We start from the raw sequence: 21869 nt of genomic DNA on the forward strand, positions 1-21869 counted from the left end.
CAGCACTATCACCCTGCGAGTTTCCTGCTTCCTAGCGAATGAATCAATCCGGCGGATTGTCATCCGGAAAACTCCCAAGCGCAGGCGCAGGGTGGCTTGCCCACATATTCACACGCACGCACCGTTCCAGAGAATTCCCTCTTCCCTGGAAATGTCGACGGCATTGCCGATCGCCTGAACGAATCAGCTCCCTGCGGGCGGAGAGCACTGGGCCTCGAATCGATGGAACAGGGCGCCGATTATGAAGCCGAAATCCGGAACAGTCCCGGGATGGTTACGCCTTTCACCATAATATCATCGGCGCACCACTCGTCGGCAGCAACTATTGTGGCCACATGTCGAGAGCGGCAATCAAGCTGTCGGCATCATTGGTATCTGCATGCGCGTCCGCCAGTTCGTATCGAAAAGAAACGGCAATGGAAGCCACCAGTTTCGCGTCCTTATGCAAATCAGCGGCAACAGTCCTGTCACCCGCAGCAGCACGCTCGAACGCCTGTTCGCGCAGCCTTGCAGCTTCAGTGATCAAGCCGGAAACATAATTGGTCATGTCTCTGGCCGACTGAGGAGTAATTCGTAGGGGACGTGCCATGGCGCACCTATAATCCCGGTGGTTCAGCTCGTCTACCCTTGCCATACAAGGTGGAAAACCCGAGGAAAATGGTCCGCATAATATGGCTGAAGAGCAGGAAGCGAGTCGCCGCCCGGATCATTTGCAGCGCAGGGTCAATATATCCGTCACCAGTTCCAGATCGCTCGGCTTGTCCACATCGATCGCCGCTTCCGCGATCGGCAATATGATAGGCTCGGCCTGCAGCTTCATGCGCTCGCCCGCCTGAGTCATGGCATCCTTGAAACCGATCGTCCGGCTCAGTGCGCGCAGCAGCAGCCATGGGCCGAAATGGGCGAAGATTTTCCAGCCCTTCTTGCGGTCCTTTTCGATCGCCGACCAGAAAGCCACCGCTGGCTTGGCTGCCTCATTGTGCAAAGCGAAGAGATTGGCACCGCTATAGGCACCGCCGCGGAATTTCAGCCAGGTGCGGCGGGCATCGGGATAAGCGGCGAGCATGGTCTGGCGCTCGACCACGCCGACCGCGACATCCTGCCCATTATGCCCCTGAAAGAAACAGTCGAGTATCTCTCCGGTCAGCAGCGCATTGTCGGCCGTGGTCACCAGTACCGGCCATGGCGCGATATCACTGCCGATCACGCCGTGGATGCTGGTCGCGATGCCGTCGTTTGATTCGACGAAGGCAATGCCCTCATGTTCTGCCAGATCCGGACTTAGGCCCGCCTTCAGATGTTCGGGCGACTGGGCCATGACAACGATCCTGCCAATATGAGGCGAGCCGATCAGCGCGCGCGCCACACGTTCGAGCATGGTCTGGCCTGCTATCGGGATCAGCGCCTTATATTTGACGTTGCAGTAAGCCGCCATCGGGTCGCCCTCGGGTCGCTGGCCAGCCAGGATGATCGCCGTCCACGGCGGCTGCTGGTTGGGTCTGGCATCATCGGCGGACATATCGGGGGGTACTAACAGGGGTCATGGGCGTCCTTGTAATTTTTCAGCGCGACCGGCGGGGACCGTCTGCGCTGGCTATATGTAGACGCAGCAAAGGCTTTTGCAAAGCAGGCCATGGCGCCGGTCATTTACCCGGGTCCCGACCGGGAGCCGGTAGACTTTCGCGCGAAATCTGTCCAAGGACGGGCAGCGCCGGATTTGGTTCGCCAGCGCCTTCAAGAGTAGATGAGGTCGGACATCCGATGGAAAAAATATGAGCTCCGAATCATCAATCGATCCCCGGCGCATCGGCTTTCTGTTCAATCATGACGAATTGCATCAGGTAGCCCATATCGCGCCGATCATCTCCGCGCTGCAGCGGCAGGCACCGAGCGCGCGCGTCGAAGTCATCACTTCCAGCGACCGGCAGGCCGAAGCCGTTCGGCAATTTCTCGATCCTGCTTTGCCGACCCCCGCTTTCTGGTCGATCCGGCCCAATCGCTGGAGCCGGCTGGCCGAGAATCTGCTGGGCAAGATGGTGCCGCTCAACCGGCTGAGCAGCCTCAAGCGGAGTAGCGACCTGTTCCGCCATTTCGACGCGCTGGTGGTGCCGGAGACCACGACGACCTTTCTGAAGATAAACCGTTCATCGGACCGGACCAGGCTGATCTTCTTTCCCCATGGTGCCGGTGACCGCTCGATAGGTTTCTCGCCGGAAATAAGCCTGTTCGACTATGTGCTGTTGCCCGGCGAGAAAACCCGCGACCGGATGCTGGCAGCGGGCGTGATCCGCCCCGACAATCACCGCATCGTCGGCTATCCCAAATTCGAAGCTTATGCGAACCGGCCGCCGGTGAGGCTGTTCGACAATGACAAGCCGATCGTGCTCTATAACCCGCATTTCGATCCTTTGCTCTCGTCCTGGTTCCGCTTCGGCGAGCAGATTCTCGACTATTTCGCGCAGCAGAGTGACTATAATCTGATTTTCGCGCCGCATGTCATGCTGTTCCAGCGCAAGCTATTGGCTTCGGTCGAGCACCGGATGCTGAAATTCCGCCAGCGAATCGACCCGCATTATGCTGCGCTCGCCCATATCCATATCGACACCGGCAGCAGCAGCAGCGTCGACATGACCTATACCAATGCGGCCGATATCTATCTCGGCGATGTCAGCAGCCAGATATACGAATTTATCCAGAAACCACGGCCGGCTATTTTCTTCAATTCCCATGAAGCCGACTGGCGGGGCAATCCCAATTATGACCATTGGAATTTCGGTCCCGTGCTGGATGATATCGCCGACCTCGGACCGACGCTGAAGGCGGTCTCGCCACTATCGGACTCCTATCGAGAGGCGCAGACCCGTGCCTTTGCTTATTCTTTCGATATCGACGCTCAACAACTTCCGTCCCAACGCGCCGCCCTGGCGATAGCCGAATTTCTGGATCTGCAGCAGCGCGGCGAGCCGGCCACTATATAGCGGTGGGTTCGATCGTCAGAAAGTCCCTGATCTCAGCCGAATTCGGTCCCAGGCTGATCGGGTTCCGGACCCCCGGCAGGACACAGATATCGAACAATTCAGTGATCGCGCCCTCGAAGCGCAGCCATTGCGCGACCTCCCCGGTCGACTGCGAAACGATCTGCACGCCGCACCAGACGTCCTGATCCTTTTCCTTCAGCCGGTCGTCCAGCGCCAGCCCCTCGAAATGGCCCTTGCGGGGTTTCGACAGAGTGACGAAAACATGATCATTGTGAAACGCCAGGCCGCGTAAAAATCCGGGGAAAAAGGTCAGTGGCACGAAGCTGTGGTCAGCCGGATCCAGCCAGCCCAGCTCGCCGGTCCCCGAATTCAGCAGCCAGACCCGACCGTCATGAAAGCGCGGACTGTGCGGCATCGACAGGCCTTCGGCGATGATTGCATTGCTTTCCACATCGATGATCAGCCCGCCCTCGTCCCGCTGATCCCGCCACCCGTTGGCCACGTTCGAGCGAGCGGCGGCGCTGACATATTTCGGCCGGCCGTTAACCATCGCCAGTCCATTGAGATGGCAGCGGTCTTCCGCGATAATTTCGCTGATGAATGCGGGCTTCCAGACCGGCTTGAAACTGTGGGTCAGGCTGGGTTCGCACAGGCAGTTGAAGCGGGTGTTGACGAAGACGATCCTGCCATTTTCCTGAATGCCGATTTCGTGGATGTCGACATTGCCGGTGGTCTGCAAGTTGCGCGGCACATAGACCTTGTCATGCACCTGATTGGCCGTCTGACCGGACATCAGAACATTTTCCATGCGGACGATCTGGGTCAGCGTGCCGAGATAGATCCGGCTGGCATCGCCAGTCAGACCCATAGCCTGCGGATAGACGGCTTCATGCAGCGCCAGTTTTTCGTCGATGCCATGACCGATCAGATAGAGCCGCCCGGTCTGGTAGGAGGTAAAGCCGATGGAAATATCTTGGTTCGCCAGAAAGGACGGAAGTCCGGGCGAGAAACTGATTTCTATATTGCCCACGTCGGCAGCTGCGGTCTGACCGGCATCGCTGGGCGTATGTCTGCTTTCGGGAGCTAGGGTCTGCGCGCCACCCGCATCTGGCTTGTCGTCGCTCACAATATCGCTCCTGCTAGGCATCAGGCCTCGATCAGCGATCTTTCCATAAAAGCTCGGTGGCGCAAAGACTTAAATGTGGACGGCTGGCGGTTGTATAGCCCAAAACCTCGCGCCTCGGCGGCTAAAAGTCGACAGCGATACCCTTGTGCTCCCAATCTCCATAGCGAGTGGGGCCGTTTTTCTCGCCAATCTCTGCCGCCTTTTCGATCGGATCGGGTTCCGGCACCGGTTTGTTCGGGGAGAGATGCGCTGGCGCCTTGACATGGGCCGGTCGCTCACCGGGTTTTCTATTGCTTTCGGTCATTTTTTTGCCTTGTCCACCAGTTTGAATCGCCCCGCCTCAAACCCTATATTGAGCTTAGAAACACGATTATCAAGCGAGTACAGGCGATGAACTTTATGAAAACAACCATGTTGCTGGCAGCGCTGACCGCGCTGTTCATGGCATTGGGCTATTCGCTGGGTGGCAGCGGTGGCGCGATAATCGCCCTGCTGGTCGCGGCGGGCATGAACCTGTTCACTTACTGGAACGCCGACAAAATCGTGCTGAAAATGCACAATGCGGTCGAGATTGATGCCAAAAGCCACCCCGAATTTTACAAAATGGTTCAGAATTTGTCGAAACGGGCAGGTTTGCCGATGCCGAAAGTCTATATTGTCGACCAGCCCCAGCCCAACGCCTTTGCCACCGGCCGGGACCCCGAACATTCGGCGGTTGCGGCAACCACCGGCTTGCTCAAGATGCTCAGTCATGACGAAATCGAGGGTGTGATGGCCCACGAACTCGGCCATGTGAAAAACCGCGATACGTTGATCATGACCATGGTCGCGACGATCGCCGGCGCCGTCTCGATGCTGGCCAATTTCGGCATGTTCTTCCGCGACCGCAACGCCGGTGTCGCCGGCATCATGGCAGTGCTGATTGCGCCCTTCGCCGCGATGATCGTGCAAATGGCGATCAGCCGCACCCGCGAATTCGGCGCCGATGCCGCCGCTGCGCAGATCAGCGGCAAGCCCCTGTCGCTGGCTTCTGCGCTGGCCAAGATTTCGGGCGAGGCCGCCCGCATTCCCAACCCGATTGCTCAGCGCAACCCGGCGGCGTCACAACTCTATATCGTCCCCGGCGGCGTCCGCCAGATGTTCTCCACCCATCCCGCGACCGAAGACCGGATCGCGGCCTTGCAGGCGATGGCGCACGGTGGCGGCTCCGGCGGCTGGTCCAGTCCGCCCGACGAGATCGGCGATATGGGGCGCCGCCATAAACCGAGCGCACTGGATCCGACGCGCTAGAAACAGCTGGGCTGGAGAGACAACATGCTCCGGCCTAGCCATCCGCCCGGATGAGATAGTCAAAGGCGGACAACGCGGCTTTCGACCCTTCACCCATCGAAATGACAATCTGCTTATATGGCACCGTGGTAACGTCGCCCGCCGCAAAAATGCCCGGAACAGACGTTTCACAGCGATGGTCGATCTCGATCTCGCCATAAGGGGATCGCTTGACCACATCGCCGAGCCATTCGCTGTTCGGCATCAGGCCAATCTGGACGAATACACCTTCCAGCGCGACATCATGCTCCTCATCGCTGTTGCGATCCTTGTAGCGCAGGCCGGTGACCTTCTCGCCGTCGCCAGTAATTTCAGTCGTTTGTGCCGAAACAATGGCGGTGACATTTGGCAGGCTGTTCATTTTCTTCTGCAGCACGGCATCGGCGCGCATCGCGCTGTCAAACTCGATCAGGGTGACATGGCTGACAATGCCAGCCAGGTCGATCGCCGCTTCAACGCCGGAATTGCCACCGCCGATAACCGCGACGCGCTTGCCTTTGTAAAGCGGGCCGTCGCAATGCGGGCAATAGGCGACACCCTTGTTGCGATATTCCGCTTCGCCGGGCACGCCGATGGTTTTCCAGCGCGCGCCGGTTGCCAGAATGACCGCTTTCGCCTTCAGCGACCCGCCGCTCTCGGTCGTGAGCGCAAACAGATCGCCGTCCTTGGCCGGGCGCGCCAGATCCGCGACGCGCTGCTGGCTGAACACTTCCAGATCATATTCGTTCACATGCCGCTGCAATTCCGCGGTGAGCTTGGGCCCCTCGGTATAGGGCACGGAAATGAAATTCTCGATTCCCATCGTATCCATCAACTGACCGCCGAACTGTTCGGCGATGATGGCGGTGCGGATTCCCTTGCGTGCGGTATAAATCGCCGCCGCTGCGCCGGCGGGGCCGCCGCCGACCACCAGCACGTCATAGGGGTCTTTTGCCGACAGTTTGCTGGCCGCCTTTTCAGCGCTGCCGGTATCGACCTTGGCCATGATTTCGGCCAGATTCATCCGGCCGGAACCAAAGGGCTCGCCGTTCAGAAAGACGGTTGGCACCGCCATGACCTTTCGCTCTTCAACCTCATCCTGAAACAGCGCGCCGTCGATTGCGACATGGCTGACATTGGGGTTGCGGGCCGCCATGATATTGAGCGCCTGAATGACGTCTGGGCAATTCTGGCAGGAGAGCGAGAAAAACGTCTCGAAATGATATTCGCCTTCCAGCGATGCGACGCTTTCGAGCAGCTCGTCATCCTCCTTTGGCGGATGGCCGCCGACATGGAGCAGGGCGAGAATCAGGGAAGAAAATTCATGCCCCAGCGGCAGACCGGCAAATTCGACTTCCGATTTGCCATCGTCCGCAGAAACCAGGAAAGATGGCACACGCTTTGATGTCCCGTTGAGATCGACTTCCACGAGATCGGACATCGGGGCGATCGTCTCGACCAGTTCTTTCATCTCGGCCGATTTTGCGCTGTCGTCCAGCGTGGCTACCAGCCGGATCGGGCGGCGCAGATTGACCAGATAGGCTTTCAGCTGATCGGCGGTGGATTGATCGATGATGGGCATGATATTTCTCTCATATCGCCAGGGCAGCGCTATAGGCTCGCTGGCATTAGGTCGAAGCGAAGGGGGAGAGTGACCGGCACAAAGCCGGTCACTGCATTTTTCATTGGTTTTGGATCGGGTTTAGATTTTGCCGACGAGTTCAATGGAAGGGGCTAGCGTTTCTTCGCCTTCTTCCCATTTTGCCGGGCAAACTTCACCGGGATTGGCGCGGACATATTGCGCTGCCTTGATCTTGCGGACCAGTTCAGCCGCGTTCCGGCCGACGCCTTCACAGGTAATTTCCATGACCTGAATGACGCCATCGGGATCCACAACGAATGTCGCGCGGTCGGCAAGGCCCTGACCTTCACGCAAGACGCCGAAATTGTTGCTGATCGTGTGATTCTGGTCGCCCAGCATGTAGAAATTGATCTTGCCGATCGCATCGGAACTTGCATGCCATGCCTTGTGGCTGAAATGCGTGTCGGTGGAAACCGAGTAAACTTCAACGCCCATGGCCTGCAGCGCATCATATTGGTTAGCCAGATCTTCCAGTTCCGTCGGGCAGACAAAGGTAAAGTCTGCAGGATAGAAGAAAAATACGGCCCATTTGCCGGCGACATGTTCTTCCGTCACGTTGACAAATTCACCGCGGTAATATGCTTCGGTAGAGAAAGGCAAAATTTTGCTGTTAATGGTGGCCATTCGTAGTCCTTTTTTTTTCGGTTGAGATTTTTTGCACGCCAGCATTGGCGAGCAATTATCCTTCTGTTTGAGACGCTTGAAATATGTTGTGGTGCAGCACTATTCAACAGCCAATCGGAGCCTATCCGGATAATTATGCCGATCACAATGATCGGTGATTTCAATCAGCGCCAATCCATGTCCGTTTTCCCCGCCTGCCACTCAGCGGTACCGCCAGCAGCGCGGGCAAAAAAAGGGCCGGATCAAATCCGGCCCGCTTCATTCTCTTGGTGAAGGCACGGCAGAGACTATCTCTGCCGTGCCTATTGGTTTGCTTGGTCTGGATTACTCAGCGAGCATTTCGTCATAGGCAGCGCAAGCTTCAGCCGCACCAAGGCTTCCGTCGGCAGCGCCTTGCTGCATCTTTTCCTGAACGGCCTGCATCTTGCTGGTCATTTCCTGCAGCGCTTCCGGATTGCTGGCCAGGCCTTGCATCTTCGTGCCAAGTTCTTGGGCCTTGGCCATCATCGCTACCTGGGTGCACGCTTCGGTGGTTGCAACTTCAGCGGTTTCTTCCGTTGCAGCGGTTTCTGATGTCTCATCGCTGGTACCGCATGCACCGAGCGCAAAGGCGCTCGCAAAAACTGCCAAGGATGCAATTGAATTTTTCATAGTTTTTTACTGTTGTTTCTATATGTCACCGAAAGATTCTGGATAAATCCAGACACGGACCTAACGTAACCTCCAGACGCTAAGTAACAATAGCGCGAGCAGTGTATCTGATCTGCTCCAATGACAGTTCGAAACCATTGGCCGATAGCCTTCAAATCCGTGATTGTCGTTTTCCACACTAGCCCTGCTCCATCCAAAAGCTTGATCGAAACGCCGGAAGGTCTATGCGGTTGGGCAGAGCGAGCCACCCGGGTTCTCCAAGCCAAATCATCGCGGAATAAAAATGAACGAACCCAATAATAAAATCCCCGGCCTTGCGACGCGCCAGTCCGCCATTCGCCTGCTTGACGCCGTCTGCCGGCGCGGTGAGACGCTGGATCAGGCGATGCCGGCCGCAACCGGAAAGCTGTCCAATCCGTCGGACAAGTCGCTCGCCCATAATATTGCCGCCAATGTGCTGCGCTGGATGAGCGCGCTCGATGCCATGATCGACAGCGCGACCCGCAACCGGCTGGCCGATGATGCCAAGGCGCGGATGGCGCTGCGCATCGCACTGGCGCAGGTGCTGATCCTCGACACGCCCCAACATGCCGCGATTTCTACCGCCCTGCCGCTGGTCCATGGTGGCCCGCGTCGGTTGGTTCACGGCGTATTCTCGACCGTCATGCGCGGTATCGAATCGGGCAAGCTGAAACTGCCCGAATATCCCGAAATTCCCGGCGAAACACTGGACCGCTGGACCAGCAATTGGGGCGAGGATGTCGCCAATGCCGCGAGCGAGGCGTGGTCCACACCGGCACCGCTCGACCTCAGCTTCCAGTCCGACGATGTCGGCTCGCTGGAAGGCACAAAGCTCGCCCCGAAACATCTCAGGATATTTCCAAATCTTCCAGTCACTGGGCTCGACGGATTTGATGAAGGCCAGTTCTGGGTACAGGATCTGGCCGCCTCGATTCCCGCGCGGCTGTTCGGCGAAGGCGAGGGCCGGACCATATTCGACCTCTGCGCCGCCCCCGGCGGCAAGACCATGCAGCTGGCCAGCGCTGGCTGGAAAGTGGTCTCCGTGGACAATAGCGCCAAAAGAATGGAACGTTTTCAGGACAATCTCAGGCGCACCGGCTTGGCAGCCGAAGAAGTCATCGCCAATCTGATGCAGTGGGAGCCGGCGGAACCTGCGGATGCGGTTCTGCTCGACGCGCCGTGCAGCGCCACCGGCATTTACCGGCGACACCCCGATGTCCTGCATTGTATCGGCTCCCGCCAGATCGAGGATCGGGCCGAAGTGCAGCGCGCCTTGCTCGACCGCACGGCAGCCTGGGTGAAGCCCGGCGGGACTCTGGTCTATGCCGTCTGTTCGCTCGAACCGGAAGAAGGCGAAGAGCAGATCGATGCCTTTCTTGAGCGCCACGAACAGTTCGCCATCGATCCGGTCCGCGCTGACGAGTTGCCGACAGGCATATCTCCAGCCGAATCCGGCTCCGTCCGGACGCTACCCGACACGCTGGCCGAACAGGGCCATGTCGACGGGTTTTTCATCGCCCGGCTGGTTCGCAAAAGCTGATTTTCTATATATTGTGAACCTGTCCCCAAACTGTCCACAAGGGACTGTGGCAACAGCGGAATAGCGTCTTGCTTGCCCGGTTCAAAAATTCTACTGCCGGGCATAGTTTAAGGAAGCGCCATGTCCGACAGCATTCGTATTGCCCCATCCATTCTCTCTGCCGATTTTGCCCGGCTGGGCGAAGAGGTGCAGGCTATCGACAAGGCCGGCTGCGACTGGATCCATGTCGACGTGATGGACGGCCATTTCGTACCCAATATCACCATCGGGCCAGCAGTGGTCAAAGCCCTGCGTCCGCACAGCGCCAAGCCGTTCGACGTTCATCTGATGATCTCGCCGGTCGATCAGTTTCTGGAAGCTTTTGCCGAGGCCGGCGCCGACATCATCTCCTTCCACCCGGAAGCGGGACCGCATCCGCATCGTACCGTGCAGACCATCCAGTCGCTCGGCAAGCAGGCCGGGCTGGTGCTCAATCCGGCGACTCCGCTGGATATTCTCGATTATCTGATCGACGATCTCGACCTGATTCTGGTGATGAGCGTCAACCCCGGCTTCGGCGGGCAGAGCTTCATCGACAGCCAGTTGCGCAAGATCGAGGCGATTCGCAGACGGATTACCGCAACCGGCAAGGATATAAGGCTGGAAGTCGACGGCGGTATCGATCTCAAAACCGCGCCAAAGGCAATTGCCGCCGGCGCCGACACATTGGTGGCCGGAACCGCCACGTTCAGAGGTGGGCCTGATCATTATGCCGGCAATATCAGCGGCCTGAGGGGTGAATGACCACCGACGGGTCTGACCGGCTTGATCTGGGCGATGGCCACCCGGACGAGCCATCGACCCATGACGGAAATGATGCGGCAGGCGAAGGCCGAAGCCTGACTTTGCGCCACGAGCGCGACCGCGGCCAGTCGCTCGCCCAGCAGGCGACGATGCTCTATTACCGGATCACGTGGCGGATGCCGATGCACCGGCTCCGGCTGTCCGGAAAACTGCCCTTGCGGTTGCTCGCGGTACCGGTTGATCCAATAGAGGGTGACCGGGTGCAGGGGATGGCGGTGCGCGCTGGCTACTTCCTGTTCCGCGGCCTCAAGAAAAACCACGACAATATCGACTTTGCCAATCTCAAACTGCCACCGCAATTTGAAGATTATGTTCACCGTTTCCAATGGCTGCGCGATCTCGATACGGCGGCTTCGCGCGATCAGGCCGTGCCGGTGGCGGAAAAGCTGATCAGCCAATGGCTCGACGCCAATGGCGATGCCATTCGTCAGCCAGCCTGGCGGCCCGACAATTGCGGCTGGCGGATGCTGATCTGGGCTAGCCATGCGCCGCTGATCCTGTCTTCCAGCGACCTAATCTACCGCTCGAAAGTACTCAACAATATCGCCCGGACCGCCCGTCATCTGGACCGGACAGCGGACAAGGCGAATAGCAGCCTCGGCCGGCTGGTGGCGTGGAGCGGTGTGGTGGCTTCCTCTCTATTGCTGCCCGAAGGACGCGTGCGCCAGATTGTCGGCGAAGCGGGTCTCGAAAAAACAATGGGCGAGTTTTTCTTTGCCGACGGCGGTTCCGTCTCGCGGTCGCCGCTCAACCAGATGGACGCGGTGATATTGCTGTCGATGCTGAAGCAAGTCTATCTCGCCCGCAATCTGGATGCGCCGGAATTTCTCCAGCAAGCCCTCAATCAGGCCGTGCCTCCGCTCACCGCCTTGACCCATTTTGACGGGACGATGGGCAATTGGCAGGGCAGCGGCGCGACATCGGCGGAACAGGTGGCGCAAGTCGTCGAGGCCAGCGGCGTCCGCGCAAGACCGCTTCGTCAGGCGCGCGAATGGGGATATCAGCGGGTTTCTTCCGGCCGTACGGTGCTGGTGCTCGATGCCGCACCGCCGCCGATCGCGCGGATGGCCGTGGCTGGCTGCGCCTCCACCTTGGCCTTTGAAATTTCCAATGGCGACTGCCGGATCATCAGCAATTGCGGCGGGGCAGGGCTGGTCGGCGCGACCATCCCGGCAGCACTCGCCCGGGGCCTGCGAACCACCGCCGCGCACAGCACCCTGTGTATCGCAGACAGCAACAGCACCTCGATTCTGCCCGACGGCAAGCTTGGCCGCGGCGTCAGCGAAGTCGAGCTGTTCCGCCGCGATGTTGAAAATGCCACTCGACTTGAGGCCAGCCACGACGGCTATGCCAAGCGCTTTGGTCTGGTTCACAAGCGGCTGTTGCTGCTCCGCTCGGACGGTCTCGAACTGCGCGGCGAGGATATGCTGATTCCCGATGGCAAGAAGCGACGCCGCCGCAAGGATGATATCCAATATGCATTGCGGTTCCATCTCGGGCCGGATATCGAATGCGACCTGATCTCGGAGGGCAAGGGCGTATTGCTGCGTTTGCAGGACGGGAATCTGTGGCAATTCCGCTCGACTAGCGGACAAATTCAACTGGAAGAAAGCGTCTGGGTCGACGGCATGGGTATTGGCCATGACGTCATGCAGATGGTGATTTCCGGAGCAGTGGGCAGAGGCGGTGGAGCAACCGGCTGGCTGCTCAAACATATGGGGTAAAAATGACAGAGAATATCAAAATCAAACGCGCGCTTTTGTCGGTTTCGGACAAGAGCGGCCTGGCCGATCTCGGCCAGCAGCTGGCGGCGATGGGCGTTGCGCTGATCTCGACCGGCGGCACAGCCAAGGCCTTGCGCGAAGCAGGCCTCCAGGTCGCGGATATTTCCGACGTTACCAATTTTCCCGAAATGATGGATGGCCGGGTCAAGACCCTGCACCCCAAGGTTCACGGCGGCTTGCTCGCCCGGCGCGACGACGCCGGCCATGTCGCTTCGATGGAAGAACATGATATCGCCGGGATCGATCTGGTGATCGTCAATCTATATCCCTTCGCCCAGACCGTCGCCAAGGGCGCGGAACGCGACGAGATTATCGAGAATATCGATATCGGCGGACCGTCGATGGTGCGCAGCGCGGCAAAGAACCATGATTTCGTGACAATCGTGACCGATCCTTCGGACTATGAAACCCTACTGACCGAACTGCAGCAGAATGACGGCGGCACCTCGCTCGCCTTCCGCAAGAATATGGCCGCCAAGGCCTTTGCCGCGACCGCCAGCTACGACAGTATGATCGCCCAATGGTTCGGCTTTGCCGATCAGGGCAAGATGTTCCCCGACACGCTGCCGATCACCATGAGCCGCCCGGTCGAGCTGCGCTATGGCGAAAATCCGCATCAGAGCGCGGCCCTTTATCTGCCCGACGGCCCGTCCGCTAGCGGCATTGCCCAGGCCGAGCAGCTGCAGGGCAAGGCGCTCAGCTATAATAATTATAACGACGCCGACGCCGCGCTCGAGCTGGTCAGTGAATTTCGCGACGGCCCACCGACCGTGGTGATCGTCAAGCACGCCAACCCTTGCGGCGTGGCGAGCGCGGATAATATTCTCGACGCCTACAAGGAGGCTCTGGCCTGCGACAGCGTCTCTGCCTTTGGCGGTATCATCGCGGTCAACCGGCCACTTGATGGCCCGGCGGCGGAAGCGATGACCGGCATCTTCACCGAAGTTGTCTGCGCCCCGGGCGCGAATGACGAGGCAAAGGCTATCTTCGCCAAGAAGAAAAACCTCCGCCTGCTCCTGACCGGCGAATTGCCCGATCCGGCCCGGACCGGCATGGGCTTCAAATCCATCGCTGGCGGTTTTCTGCTCCAGTCCCGTGACAATGGCCAGATCGCCCAGTCTGACCTGAAATGCGTCACCAGGCGCCAGCCGACCGAGCAGGAAATGGCCGATTGCCTGTTCGCCTGGACCGTCGCCAAACATGTCAAATCCAATGCGATTGTCTACGCCAAGGGCGGCGCGACAGCCGGCGTCGGTGCAGGCCAGATGAACCGGCTGGAATCGGCACGTATTGCCGCGTGGAAAGCCAAGGATGCAGCGGAAAAAGCAGGCTGGAGCGAAAGCCGGACCATCGGTTCAGCGGTGGCCTCGGATGCCTTCTTCCCCTTCGCCGATGGCCTGATGGCTGCGGTGGAAGCTGGTGCAACAGCGGTGATCCAGCCGGGCGGTTCAATCCGCGACGACGAGGTGATCGCGGCAGCTGACGAAGCAGGCCTGGCAATGCTATTTACCGGAATGCGCCATTTCCGGCATTAGGCTTTCTTCCCTCTCCCGTGCGGGAGAGGGTTGCGCAGACTTGCAAACTTGTTTGCTAGTCGCAGCTGGGTGAGGGCGCACTTCGCTTCGGGGTATAGAACACCCTCATCCAAGTCCGCCTAATCCGCTTCGCGCATAAGGCTCCCTATCCTTCTCCCTCACGGGAGAAGGGAAATAGTTAGATAATGGCAAAAAAGACTCCATTCCCACCTCGCGAAGAGATGCTGTCGCTCGTCAATGGCGGTGAACTGACCGTGAAAGTCACACCCAATGCGGGAGACAACAGCATCAGCCTGCCAGGAGCAACCGGGCCTGCCGGCATATTGCTGATCCGCGTGACCGCAACGCCGGAGAACGGAAAAGCCAATGCGGCGGTTTTGAAGCTGCTGTCCAAAGCGCTCAGGCTACCCAGGACATCGCTGGAAATCATTCGCGGCAACAATGCGCGCACCAAGCTTGTCAGAATTCCCGATTGAATATTCCTTCTCCATCACGGAAGAAGGGGAACATCGCTCCGCCATTGTGCTCCGCACTTGATGCGGAGCCCTGCATTATTAAGCGTGCAATATAGCCGAATCTCCGCCTCTGGCGGGGAATACGGTCAAGCCGCAATCACTCCGGCGTGGCAGCCTGTGCATTCTGTCCGTCACCTTCCGGTGCGGCGATGATGTCGCGGGTTACGCTGCCCTTGTCGACGGTGAACGTGTCCGGATCACCAACCGAGGAACGAATCCCTGCGTCCGAGCTGCCGGCCTGACCGACGATCGCCGATTCGGTGATGCTGCGCGCTTGCGGGCCGCCGAACAGGGCTTCCAGAGTCTGCTGCTGCAAACCGCCGGTCTGGGGACGAGGCTGACCGGGCTGTGGCGGGGTCAGCGTGAAATCGGGCGGAATGACCAGCGGTGGCTGGCGGGAAACAGCGAATTCGTCGGGCCGATCACGGTCAAACAGGCCGGTGGAACCACAGGCCGTCAGGCTGGCCAGCGAAACTAGGCTGATGGCGACGGTGGATTTACGCATGATATTGTCCCTCAAAAATCTCTTACGGAGCCTGATAGCGCGCTCCTGACACAGGTCAACTTTCGTCAAGCTGAACATCGTCTTTTGTCTCGTCCTTCTTTTCGCGGATAAGCAACGCCCGCGCAAGCAGGATCACCACACCGATGCTGATACAAGCATCGGCGAGGTTGAAAATGAGGAAAGGCCGGAAATCGCCGAAGTGCAGATCGGCAAAGTCCGCAACATAGCCGAGCCGCGCGCGGTCGACGATATTGCCCATCGCCCCGCCGAGCACCATGCCGAGCGCGATAATATCCCATTTCGCCTTTTCGCGGTTCATCCAGATGAACACGGCAATGCCGATCAGGCCGGTCAGCGTGACCAGAGCCCAGCGCTGAAAATCGGTCGAGGCGGTGAGAAAGCCCATCGAAACCCCGTAATTTTCCGCCCAGGTCAGGTTGAAAAATGGCATCAGTTCAATCTGGCCGCGGACCGGCAACTGGAGCGGCCACATGACAAGAAATTTGCTCGCCTGATCAAGGATGAAGATCAGAAAGGCGATGACCAGGCCGATGCGGCGGTAGTTTTTGATTTGTGCGCTATCAGTCATATCAAATTCCGTTCGGAGCAGCGCAATGGTGAGAGAGGGAGTCGTCATCCTGAACTTGTTTCAGGATCCCGCCGGGCTTGGCGCTCTGTCGCCGGAGGTCCTGAAACAAGTTCAGGATGAGGGGTGAGAGAATGTCGTTCACGCCACCACCTCTGCACAACGATCACACAGCGCACCATCCTCTTCCACTTCCGGAAGCAAACGCCAGCAGCGGCCACATTTATGGTTGTCCGTCTTGGTCACAGCGATTTCCGCACCATCAGCGACATCCGCGACAATCGCCAGCTCGGCAAATTCTTCGGTGCTGATCGGCAGATCGGTCATCGGGTAAACAACCTCTGCTTCCAGACTCGACCGAATGGTCTTTTCCCGCCGCAGTGGTTCAATGGCTTCGGTAACTTTTTCGCGGGCATCGCGAATGGCCTGCCATTTGCCCGCGAGATCAGTATCGGTCCAGCCAGCATCAACCTCGGGCCATTCCTTCAAATGGATCGAGTCTTCCTCATCCGGGAACCGGCTCTGCCAGATTTCCTCGGCGGTAAACACCAGCACCGGCGCGATATAGCGGGTGAGGGCGTGGAACAATATGTCCATCACCGTCCGGTAAGCCATGCGCTTCGGATCATCCGGCGCATCGCAATAGAGGCAGTCCTTGCGGATATCGAAGAAGAAGGCGCTGAGATCTTCCTGCGCGAAGGCATTCAACGTCCGCATATAGGGGCCAAAAGCAAAGTCATTCACATGCTGCTTCAGCTCCGCGTCAACCTCGGCCAGACGGTGCAGGATATAGCGTTCCAGCTCGGGCATGTCAGCCACCGCCACGCGCTCGGCATCGGTGAAATCACCCAGCCCGCCGAGCATATAGCGGAACGTGTTGCGCAGCTTCCGGTAGCTGTCCGAAACCCCTTTCAGGATTTCATCGCCGATCCGGTGGTCTTCGGTATAATCGACACTCGCAGCCCACAGCCGCAATATGTCCGCGCCCTGCACATCGATGATCTTTTTCGGATCGAGCGTGTTGCCGAGCGACTTGGACATTTTCTTGCCGGTCTTGTCGAGCGTCATGCCGTGGGTCAGCACGGCTTTATAAGGCGCGCGGCCTCTAGTGCCGCAGGACTCAAGCAGGCTCGACTGGAACCAGCCGCGATGCTGGTCGCTGCCTTCCAGATAGAGATCCGCCGGGCTCTGCTGTTCCGGCCATTTGCCGCTTTCCAGAACAAAGGCATGGGTGCAGCCGCTGTCGAACCAGACGTCGAGAATGTCGGTGATCACCTCATAATCGTCGAGCTGATGGTCGTTGCCGAGAAAATCCTGATGATTGGCGTTGAACCACGCATCGGCACCACCAGTTTTGAACGCGGCGATTATCCGGGCATTAACCGCTGGATCGTTGAGATATTCGCCGCTCTTGCGATCAACATAAAGCGCGATCGGCACGCCCCAGGCGCGCTGGCGGGACAAAACCCAGTCCGGCCGCCCCTCGACCATCGATTCCAGCCGACGACGCCCGCGTTCCGGTACGAAGCGGACCTTGTTGCGGATTTCGTCGAGCGCTACGTCGCGAAGGGTTGCCCCTCCACCATGCTGCGCATGGTCCCCGTCCCCGTCGCTGCGCGTCAGGGAGGATGCTTCCCCTTTTCCTCCCTGCGCCGAAGGCGTGGGGAGGGGGACCGCCGCAGGCGGTGGAGGGGCACTGAGAGGCGCATCCATCGGCACAAACCATTGCGGCGTGCAGCGGTAAATAATCTTGGCTTTCGAGCGCCAGCTGTGCGGATAGCTATGCTTGAAATCGGCGCTCGCCGACAACAGCGCACCCGCCTCGCGCAAGTCCGAACAGATCGGGCCTTCCGGGCTGTTGAATTTCTTGTTGATCACACCGCCGGCGCGCTCGTCGCCACGCGGCAGCCATTCCCAGTCGTCGCGATAGACGCCGTCCGCATCGACCGCGAACACCGGATTGATGCCATTGGCCTTGCACAGATCGAAATCATCCTCGCCATGATCGGGCGACATATGGACCAGCCCGGTACCCGCATCGGTGGTAACAAAATGCGAACCATCGAGAAACGGGCGCGGCTTGGAGTAGAATTCGCTGTCCGGGAATTTGTCTGCCATCGGATGTTTGGCAGTGGCACCGGCGAGCTGGGAGCCTTGGAATTGGTTATCAACTACTAGGGCCTGCATGCGCTCAGCGTCCGATAAGCCAGCAGCGACATTTCCAGTAGGTTTCAAGGTAAGCCCAGTCCGCTCGAAGAATTGGTCGACTAGATCGAAGGCAACAAGATATCTGCGATCATCGCTCGCGTTGATCTGCAAATAATATACATCCGCCCCATAAGCGAGCGCCTGATTGACCGGAATCGTCCAAGGCGTCGTCGTCCAGATCACCGCATGCGCACCAACCAATTCCGGCGCATTCGGCGCCTCAACAATCTCGAACGCCACATCAATCTGCGTCGAGATTATGTCCTCATATTCCACCTCGGCCTCGGCCAGCGCGGTCTTCTCGACCGGCGACCACATCACCGGCTTGGCACCGCGATAGAGCTGGCCGGCTTCGGCGAATTTCAGCAATTCGGTGACAATCGCCGCCTCGGCGTCATAGTCCATCGTCAGATAGGGCTTGTCCCATTGTCCCATCACGCCGAGCCGCTTGAACTCCTCGCGCTGCACACCTACCCAATTGTCGGCATAGGTGCGGCATTCGGCGCGGAACTCGCTGGCCGGGACCTCGTCCTTGTTCAGCTTTTTCTTGCGATATTGTTCCTCGATCTTCCACTCGATCGGCAGTCCGTGACAATCCCAGCCGGGCACATAAGGCGCGTCCTTGCCGAGCAGGCTCTGCGAGCGGACAACCAGATCCTTCAGCGTCTTGTTGAGGCTATGACCGATATGGATATTGCCATTGGCATAAGGCGGGCCATCGTGAAGGATGAATTTCTCGCGGCCGGCGCGGGCTTCGCGCAGCTTTTCATAGAGACCGATCTTCTGCCAGCGCTCCAGTATCGCCGGTTCCTTTTGCGCAAGGCCGGCTTTCATGGGGAAATCGGTTTTCGGCAGGAAAACCGTGTCTTTATAATCTGCTTTGGGATCGGTCATGATCGCGGGGATTAGGGGAGGTTGCGAGCGTGTGCAAGCATGGTTTTGCACCGGTGACCCAACCGTTCGTCCTGAGCTTGTCGAAGGACCTTTATCGGCTTGAGACGTCCTTCGACAGGCTCAGGACGAACGGCAGAGACGCTCTCGCCCGACCGCGCAACTCAAGCCAGCAACTCTTTCGCCCGCTCACAATCCTTTTCCATCTGCACCTTCAGCGCGTCGAGATCATCGAATTTCTCCTCGCCGCGCAGGAAATGGTGCAGTTCGACTTCGATGGTCTGGCCATAGAGGTCTTCGTTGAAATCAAAGAAATGGGGCTCGAGCAATTCCTTGGGCGGGTCGAACATCGGCCGCACGCCAAGACTGGCGGCGCCGTTCAGCACCCGGCCGTCGGGCAGGCGGCCTTTGACGGCATAGATGCCATATTTGGGCCGCAGATATTCGCCGATATCGATATTGGCGGTGGGATAGCCGAATTCCCGCCCGTTCTTGTCGCCGTGGATGACTTCGCCTTGGATCGCGAATGGCCGGGTCAGCAGACGACCCGCTTCCTCGCAATGCCCTTCCTTCAGCGCTGCGCGGATGCGGCTGGATGAAATCACATCATCGCTGTCGCTAACGGCGTTGACTGCTTCGCTCTTCAGTCCGTGCGCCGCGCCGATGTCGCGCAACACATCAATATTGCCTTTTGCGCCCTTGCCGAAGGTGAAATCCGCGCCGGTGACCACACCGGCCGCGCCAAAGCGGTCGACCAGCAGCTTGGCGATAAAATCTTCTGCCGTGGTCGCCGCCAGCCCGGCGTCAAATTCGAAAACCAGCATCGCGCTGGCGCCGGCATCGGTAAAGAGGCGCTGGCGCTGGTCGAGCGACGTCAGCCGGAAAGGGGTGACATCGGGCTTGAAAAAACGCACCGGATGCGGATCAAAAGTCGCGATGATCGTCGGGCGGCCTTCGTCTCGCGCCCAGCTCAGCGCCTTGCCGGCGACCGCCTGGTGGCCGAAATGGAATCCGTCAAAATTACCCAGCGCGATGATCGCGCCGCGCAGCTCGCCTTCGATCCGTTCTTTTCCGTTTAGTCGTTGCATGAGATGTTCATTAGCCACAAATTGTCATTCCGGAAGCAGATTTCTTCCAAATCTATGATTTGGCTAGGAAATCTAGCTGTCCGGAATCCAGCTTCAGACTGTCTGGACGAGAGGTGGATTCCGGGTTCCAAGCAATGCTGATGAAAAATCTGCTGTTTTTCAAGCATTTCCAGGCCCCGGATTGACAATATGGGTCAAGGGGCGGTGATGGTGACTGGTACAGTATGTTCGTCATGCCAGCGGCGGTTGCGCTCTATTCCGTAACCAGCTCGCGAGCATCGGTACCGGGTTTGACCACCAGCGGCGTTGCCGGTGTCACTTCGCTTTGGGGCGGCGCGACCGTCTTTGGTATCGGCTCAATACCCGCCTTGATTACCCGCAAGGCATTCAGACCCATCACCGCACGAATTTCCGCTTCGCTGAACCCGGCATCCATCAGCGCCTGGGTAATCTGCACAACCCCGCTGGTGTCAAAGCGAGTAGTGACCGCGCCATCGAAATCGCTGCCCAGCGCAACATGCTCGATGCCAACCAGATCACGAACATGTTTCGCTGCCTTGGCTACGGTTGCCGGATCGGTGTCGCACATCGCCCCGTCCCAATAGCCGAGGCCAATGACCCCGCCGGTCGCTGCCACATCTTTAATCTCTTCATTGGTGAGGTTGCGATTGACCCCGCATACCGCCTGCACGCCGCCATGGCTGGAGACCACCGGACGCTTCGCCATTTTCAATATATCGGCAACCGTCGCATGGCTCGAATGGGCGATATCGACGATCATCCCCATTTGCTCCATGTCGCGAACGACGGCCCGGCCAAATTTGGTCAGCCCGCCCTTTTTCTCGCCGTGCATCGAACCGGCCAGTTCATTGTCGAAAAAATGCACCAGCCCCGCCATCCGCATGCCCGAAGCATATAGTTTCTTCAGATTTGCCCGGTCGCCTTCCAGCGTCTGCAGGCCCTCAGCCGAGAACAGGACGCCAATCGGTCGTTTGTCACGGGCGCGGAATTCAACCAGACCATCGACATCGGCTGCATTGCTGATCGTTGCCAGTTCGCCAGCGGAATCTTTCACCGCCCGGCCCAGTTTCTGCGCATGGTAAAGCTGCCGCTCGATCAGCGAGAACCAGGTCCGCACCGGCTGCAGCTGGGTGATCGCCAGCAAGGTGATATTGTCGGTATCGGCGCTGTTGCTGTCGTAATTCTGACCCCTGGGTGTCTTGGTCACGCTGGAGAAAATCTGCAGCCCGACATTGCCCGCCTGCAGGCGCTTCAGGTCGATATGACCGCGATCGACGCTGTCGGTAATCTTTCGCTTCCACAGCAATGTGTCGCCGTGCAGATCGACTATCATCAGGCTGTCATGCAATGTCTGCGCTTCCGCGCTAATCGCCGGCAACGGCTTGCCGTCGACCATATTGGTTTGCTTCTCGAACCATGCCGGCCCGAAAATCAAAAATCCGCCGATTGCAATCGCGATGAGACCCGAAAGTGCCAGCGCGATTTTCTTCACGGCAGTCTGCGTTTCAGAGTGACGAAGCTGTAGCCAGGCTTGCCATTTTTCGCTTCACGATCCTCGCGCGCTGTCTCTTCCCAGATGGCGGCGTCAAACGCGGGCATTTTAATGTCACCTGCCGGTTCGCTATGCACCTCGGTCAGTTCGATTCGGTCGGCCTTGTCGAGAAAGGCCTTGTAGATTTCCGCACCGCCAATCACCGCAATATGGGGGGCATTGGCCATTTTCAGCGCTTCTGCAATACTGCTGGCAACCTCCGCTCCGTCGCCTTCCCAATTCTCGTCGCGGGTGAGCACGATGTGGCGCCGTCCGGGCAGCATGCCGGGCAGGCTGTCAAAAGTCTTGCGGCCCATGATCATCGGCTTGCCCATGGTCATCTGCTTGAATCGTCGCTGATCTTCCGGCAGGTGCCATGGTATGGTGTCGCCATCGCCGATCACGCCATTGTCGGCGATTGCCAGGAAGAATATAATTTCAGGATGGTTCATGAGCGACGCCTAGCGCAGTT

The 21869-nt window shown here is 58.7% G+C and carries 20 protein-coding genes; 7 read left to right on the forward strand and 13 right to left on the reverse strand.

The genetic code is table 11. The features are described from left to right. Window positions 1-322: 322 nt before the first annotated feature. Entirely contained in the window at window positions 323-589 is a 267-nt protein-coding gene (locus tag AZE99_RS03560) for a hypothetical protein (RefSeq protein WP_197460244.1), read from the reverse strand. Between the two features lie 117 nt (window positions 590-706). Further along, complete coding sequence (locus AZE99_RS03565; protein WP_067198148.1) at window positions 707-1519, reverse strand: nucleotidyltransferase family protein; 813 nt, start codon at window positions 1517-1519, stop codon at window positions 707-709. A 253-nt stretch (window positions 1520-1772) separates the two neighbouring features. Here AZE99_RS03565 and AZE99_RS03570 point away from each other — a divergent pair, with 253 nt between their 5' ends. Then, the gene (locus tag AZE99_RS03570) at window positions 1773-2978 is read left to right on the forward strand and encodes a hypothetical protein (protein ID WP_067198150.1); all 1206 of its coding nucleotides are present in this window, start codon (window positions 1773-1775) and stop codon (window positions 2976-2978) included. Here the strand turns inward: AZE99_RS03570 and AZE99_RS03575 are convergent. Together AZE99_RS03575 and AZE99_RS03580 are read right to left on the reverse strand one after the other, a co-directional pair. Further along, window positions 2971-4104 carry a TIGR03032 family protein gene (locus AZE99_RS03575; RefSeq protein WP_197460245.1) on the reverse strand — a complete coding sequence of 378 codons (1134 nt, stop codon included), beginning with the start codon at window positions 4102-4104 and terminating at the stop codon, window positions 2971-2973. The two genes, AZE99_RS03570 and AZE99_RS03575, sit on opposite strands and share 8 nt — an antisense overlap. 121 nt (window positions 4105-4225) lie before the next feature. Further along, a complete protein-coding gene (locus AZE99_RS03580; RefSeq protein WP_067198151.1) occupies window positions 4226-4408 on the reverse strand; it encodes a DUF1674 domain-containing protein in 183 nt (60 codons plus the stop codon). 86 nt (window positions 4409-4494) lie between these two features. Here AZE99_RS03580 and AZE99_RS03585 point away from each other — a divergent pair, with 86 nt between their 5' ends. Beyond that, complete coding sequence (locus AZE99_RS03585; RefSeq protein WP_067198153.1) at window positions 4495-5394, forward strand: M48 family metalloprotease; 900 nt, start codon at window positions 4495-4497, stop codon at window positions 5392-5394. A gap of 34 nt (window positions 5395-5428) precedes the next feature. On the opposite strand, the gene ahpF is transcribed toward AZE99_RS03585, so the two are convergent. From ahpF to AZE99_RS03600, 3 genes are all read right to left on the reverse strand, one after another. Then, on the reverse strand, window positions 5429-6988 hold the full coding sequence (gene ahpF, locus AZE99_RS03590) for an alkyl hydroperoxide reductase subunit F (protein WP_197460288.1): 1560 nt from the start codon (window positions 6986-6988) through the stop codon (window positions 5429-5431). Between the two features lie 126 nt (window positions 6989-7114). Next, the gene (gene ahpC, locus AZE99_RS03595; protein ID WP_067198157.1) at window positions 7115-7678 is read right to left on the reverse strand and encodes an alkyl hydroperoxide reductase subunit C; all 564 of its coding nucleotides are present in this window, start codon (window positions 7676-7678) and stop codon (window positions 7115-7117) included. Between the two features lie 324 nt (window positions 7679-8002). After that, window positions 8003-8329, reverse strand: coding sequence for a hypothetical protein (locus AZE99_RS03600; protein WP_067198158.1), 327 nt, complete (start codon window positions 8327-8329; stop codon window positions 8003-8005). A gap of 283 nt (window positions 8330-8612) precedes the next feature. Here AZE99_RS03600 and AZE99_RS03605 point away from each other — a divergent pair, with 283 nt between their 5' ends. The 5 genes from AZE99_RS03605 to AZE99_RS03625 all read left to right on the forward strand — a co-directional run bounded on the left by AZE99_RS03605 (window position 8613) and on the right by AZE99_RS03625 (window position 14528). Next, window positions 8613-9890 carry an RsmB/NOP family class I SAM-dependent RNA methyltransferase gene (locus AZE99_RS03605; RefSeq protein ID WP_067198160.1) on the forward strand — a complete coding sequence of 426 codons (1278 nt, stop codon included), beginning with the start codon at window positions 8613-8615 and terminating at the stop codon, window positions 9888-9890. A gap of 120 nt (window positions 9891-10010) precedes the next feature. Continuing rightward, window positions 10011-10673 carry a ribulose-phosphate 3-epimerase gene (gene rpe / locus AZE99_RS03610; protein ID WP_067198161.1) on the forward strand — a complete coding sequence of 221 codons (663 nt, stop codon included), beginning with the start codon at window positions 10011-10013 and terminating at the stop codon, window positions 10671-10673. Beyond that, window positions 10670-12457, forward strand: coding sequence for a heparinase II/III family protein (locus AZE99_RS03615; protein WP_067198163.1), 1788 nt, complete (start codon window positions 10670-10672; stop codon window positions 12455-12457). Before rpe ends, AZE99_RS03615 begins: the two co-directional genes overlap by 4 nt. 2 nt (window positions 12458-12459) lie before the next feature. Further along, the gene (gene purH, locus AZE99_RS03620; protein ID WP_067198164.1) at window positions 12460-14052 is read left to right on the forward strand and encodes a bifunctional phosphoribosylaminoimidazolecarboxamide formyltransferase/IMP cyclohydrolase; all 1593 of its coding nucleotides are present in this window, start codon (window positions 12460-12462) and stop codon (window positions 14050-14052) included. Between the two features lie 185 nt (window positions 14053-14237). Continuing rightward, window positions 14238-14528: a DUF167 domain-containing protein gene (locus AZE99_RS03625; RefSeq protein WP_067198165.1), complete on the forward strand. Its 291-nt coding sequence runs from the start codon at window positions 14238-14240 to the stop codon at window positions 14526-14528. Window positions 14529-14664: 136 nt separating this feature from the next. On the opposite strand, the gene AZE99_RS03630 is transcribed toward AZE99_RS03625, so the two are convergent. The 6 genes from AZE99_RS03630 to AZE99_RS03655 all read right to left on the reverse strand — a co-directional run bounded on the left by AZE99_RS03630 (window position 14665) and on the right by AZE99_RS03655 (window position 21849). Beyond that, on the reverse strand, window positions 14665-15072 hold the full coding sequence (locus AZE99_RS03630; protein WP_067198166.1) for a DUF3035 domain-containing protein: 408 nt from the start codon (window positions 15070-15072) through the stop codon (window positions 14665-14667). 55 nt (window positions 15073-15127) lie between these two features. Next, entirely contained in the window at window positions 15128-15661 is a 534-nt protein-coding gene (lspA, locus tag AZE99_RS03635) for a signal peptidase II (RefSeq protein WP_067198167.1), read from the reverse strand. Window positions 15662-15799: 138 nt separating this feature from the next. After that, window positions 15800-18760 (reverse strand): isoleucine--tRNA ligase, encoded by a 2961-nt coding sequence (gene ileS, locus AZE99_RS03640; RefSeq protein WP_067198169.1) that lies wholly within the window; start codon window positions 18758-18760, stop codon window positions 15800-15802. Between the two features lie 161 nt (window positions 18761-18921). Continuing rightward, entirely contained in the window at window positions 18922-19845 is a 924-nt protein-coding gene (locus AZE99_RS03645; protein WP_067198172.1) for a bifunctional riboflavin kinase/FAD synthetase, read from the reverse strand. A 253-nt stretch (window positions 19846-20098) separates the two neighbouring features. After that, window positions 20099-21358: a dipeptidase gene (locus AZE99_RS03650; RefSeq protein WP_082788224.1), complete on the reverse strand. Its 1260-nt coding sequence runs from the start codon at window positions 21356-21358 to the stop codon at window positions 20099-20101. After that, a complete protein-coding gene (locus AZE99_RS03655; protein ID WP_067198177.1) occupies window positions 21355-21849 on the reverse strand; it encodes a dihydrofolate reductase in 495 nt (164 codons plus the stop codon). The genes AZE99_RS03650 and AZE99_RS03655 overlap by 4 nt, the downstream gene beginning before the upstream one ends. Window positions 21850-21869: the final 20 nt, after the last annotated feature.

This window comes from Sphingorhabdus sp. M41 (assembly GCF_001586275.1).
GTDB lineage: Bacteria > Pseudomonadota > Alphaproteobacteria > Sphingomonadales > Sphingomonadaceae > Parasphingorhabdus.

Bases quoted from the DNA above. Each gene is read 5' to 3' on its own strand.
- purH (WP_067198164.1), top strand. From the start codon at position 12,460: ATGACAGAGAATATCAAAATCAAACGCGCGCTTTTGTCGGTTTCGGAC.
- AZE99_RS03625 (WP_067198165.1), top strand. From the start codon at position 14,238: ATGGCAAAAAAGACTCCATTCCCACCTCGCGAAGAGATGCTGTCGCTC.
- AZE99_RS03645 (WP_067198172.1), bottom strand. From the start codon at position 19,845: ATGCAACGACTAAACGGAAAAGAACGGATCGAAGGCGAGCTGCGCGGC.
- AZE99_RS03585 (WP_067198153.1), top strand. From the start codon at position 4,495: ATGAACTTTATGAAAACAACCATGTTGCTGGCAGCGCTGACCGCGCTG.
- AZE99_RS03615 (WP_067198163.1), top strand. From the start codon at position 10,670: ATGACCACCGACGGGTCTGACCGGCTTGATCTGGGCGATGGCCACCCG.
- lspA (WP_067198167.1), bottom strand. From the start codon at position 15,661: ATGACTGATAGCGCACAAATCAAAAACTACCGCCGCATCGGCCTGGTC.
- AZE99_RS03655 (WP_067198177.1), bottom strand. From the start codon at position 21,849: ATGAACCATCCTGAAATTATATTCTTCCTGGCAATCGCCGACAATGGC.
- AZE99_RS03570 (WP_067198150.1), top strand. From the start codon at position 1,773: ATGAGCTCCGAATCATCAATCGATCCCCGGCGCATCGGCTTTCTGTTC.
- AZE99_RS03560 (WP_197460244.1), bottom strand. From the start codon at position 589: ATGGCACGTCCCCTACGAATTACTCCTCAGTCGGCCAGAGACATGACC.
- AZE99_RS03605 (WP_067198160.1), top strand. From the start codon at position 8,613: ATGAACGAACCCAATAATAAAATCCCCGGCCTTGCGACGCGCCAGTCC.
- ahpC (WP_067198157.1), bottom strand. From the start codon at position 7,678: ATGGCCACCATTAACAGCAAAATTTTGCCTTTCTCTACCGAAGCATAT.
- rpe (WP_067198161.1), top strand. From the start codon at position 10,011: ATGTCCGACAGCATTCGTATTGCCCCATCCATTCTCTCTGCCGATTTT.
- AZE99_RS03565 (WP_067198148.1), bottom strand. From the start codon at position 1,519: ATGTCCGCCGATGATGCCAGACCCAACCAGCAGCCGCCGTGGACGGCG.
- AZE99_RS03630 (WP_067198166.1), bottom strand. From the start codon at position 15,072: ATGCGTAAATCCACCGTCGCCATCAGCCTAGTTTCGCTGGCCAGCCTG.
- AZE99_RS03600 (WP_067198158.1), bottom strand. From the start codon at position 8,329: ATGAAAAATTCAATTGCATCCTTGGCAGTTTTTGCGAGCGCCTTTGCG.
- AZE99_RS03580 (WP_067198151.1), bottom strand. From the start codon at position 4,408: ATGACCGAAAGCAATAGAAAACCCGGTGAGCGACCGGCCCATGTCAAG.
- ileS (WP_067198169.1), bottom strand. From the start codon at position 18,760: ATGACCGATCCCAAAGCAGATTATAAAGACACGGTTTTCCTGCCGAAA.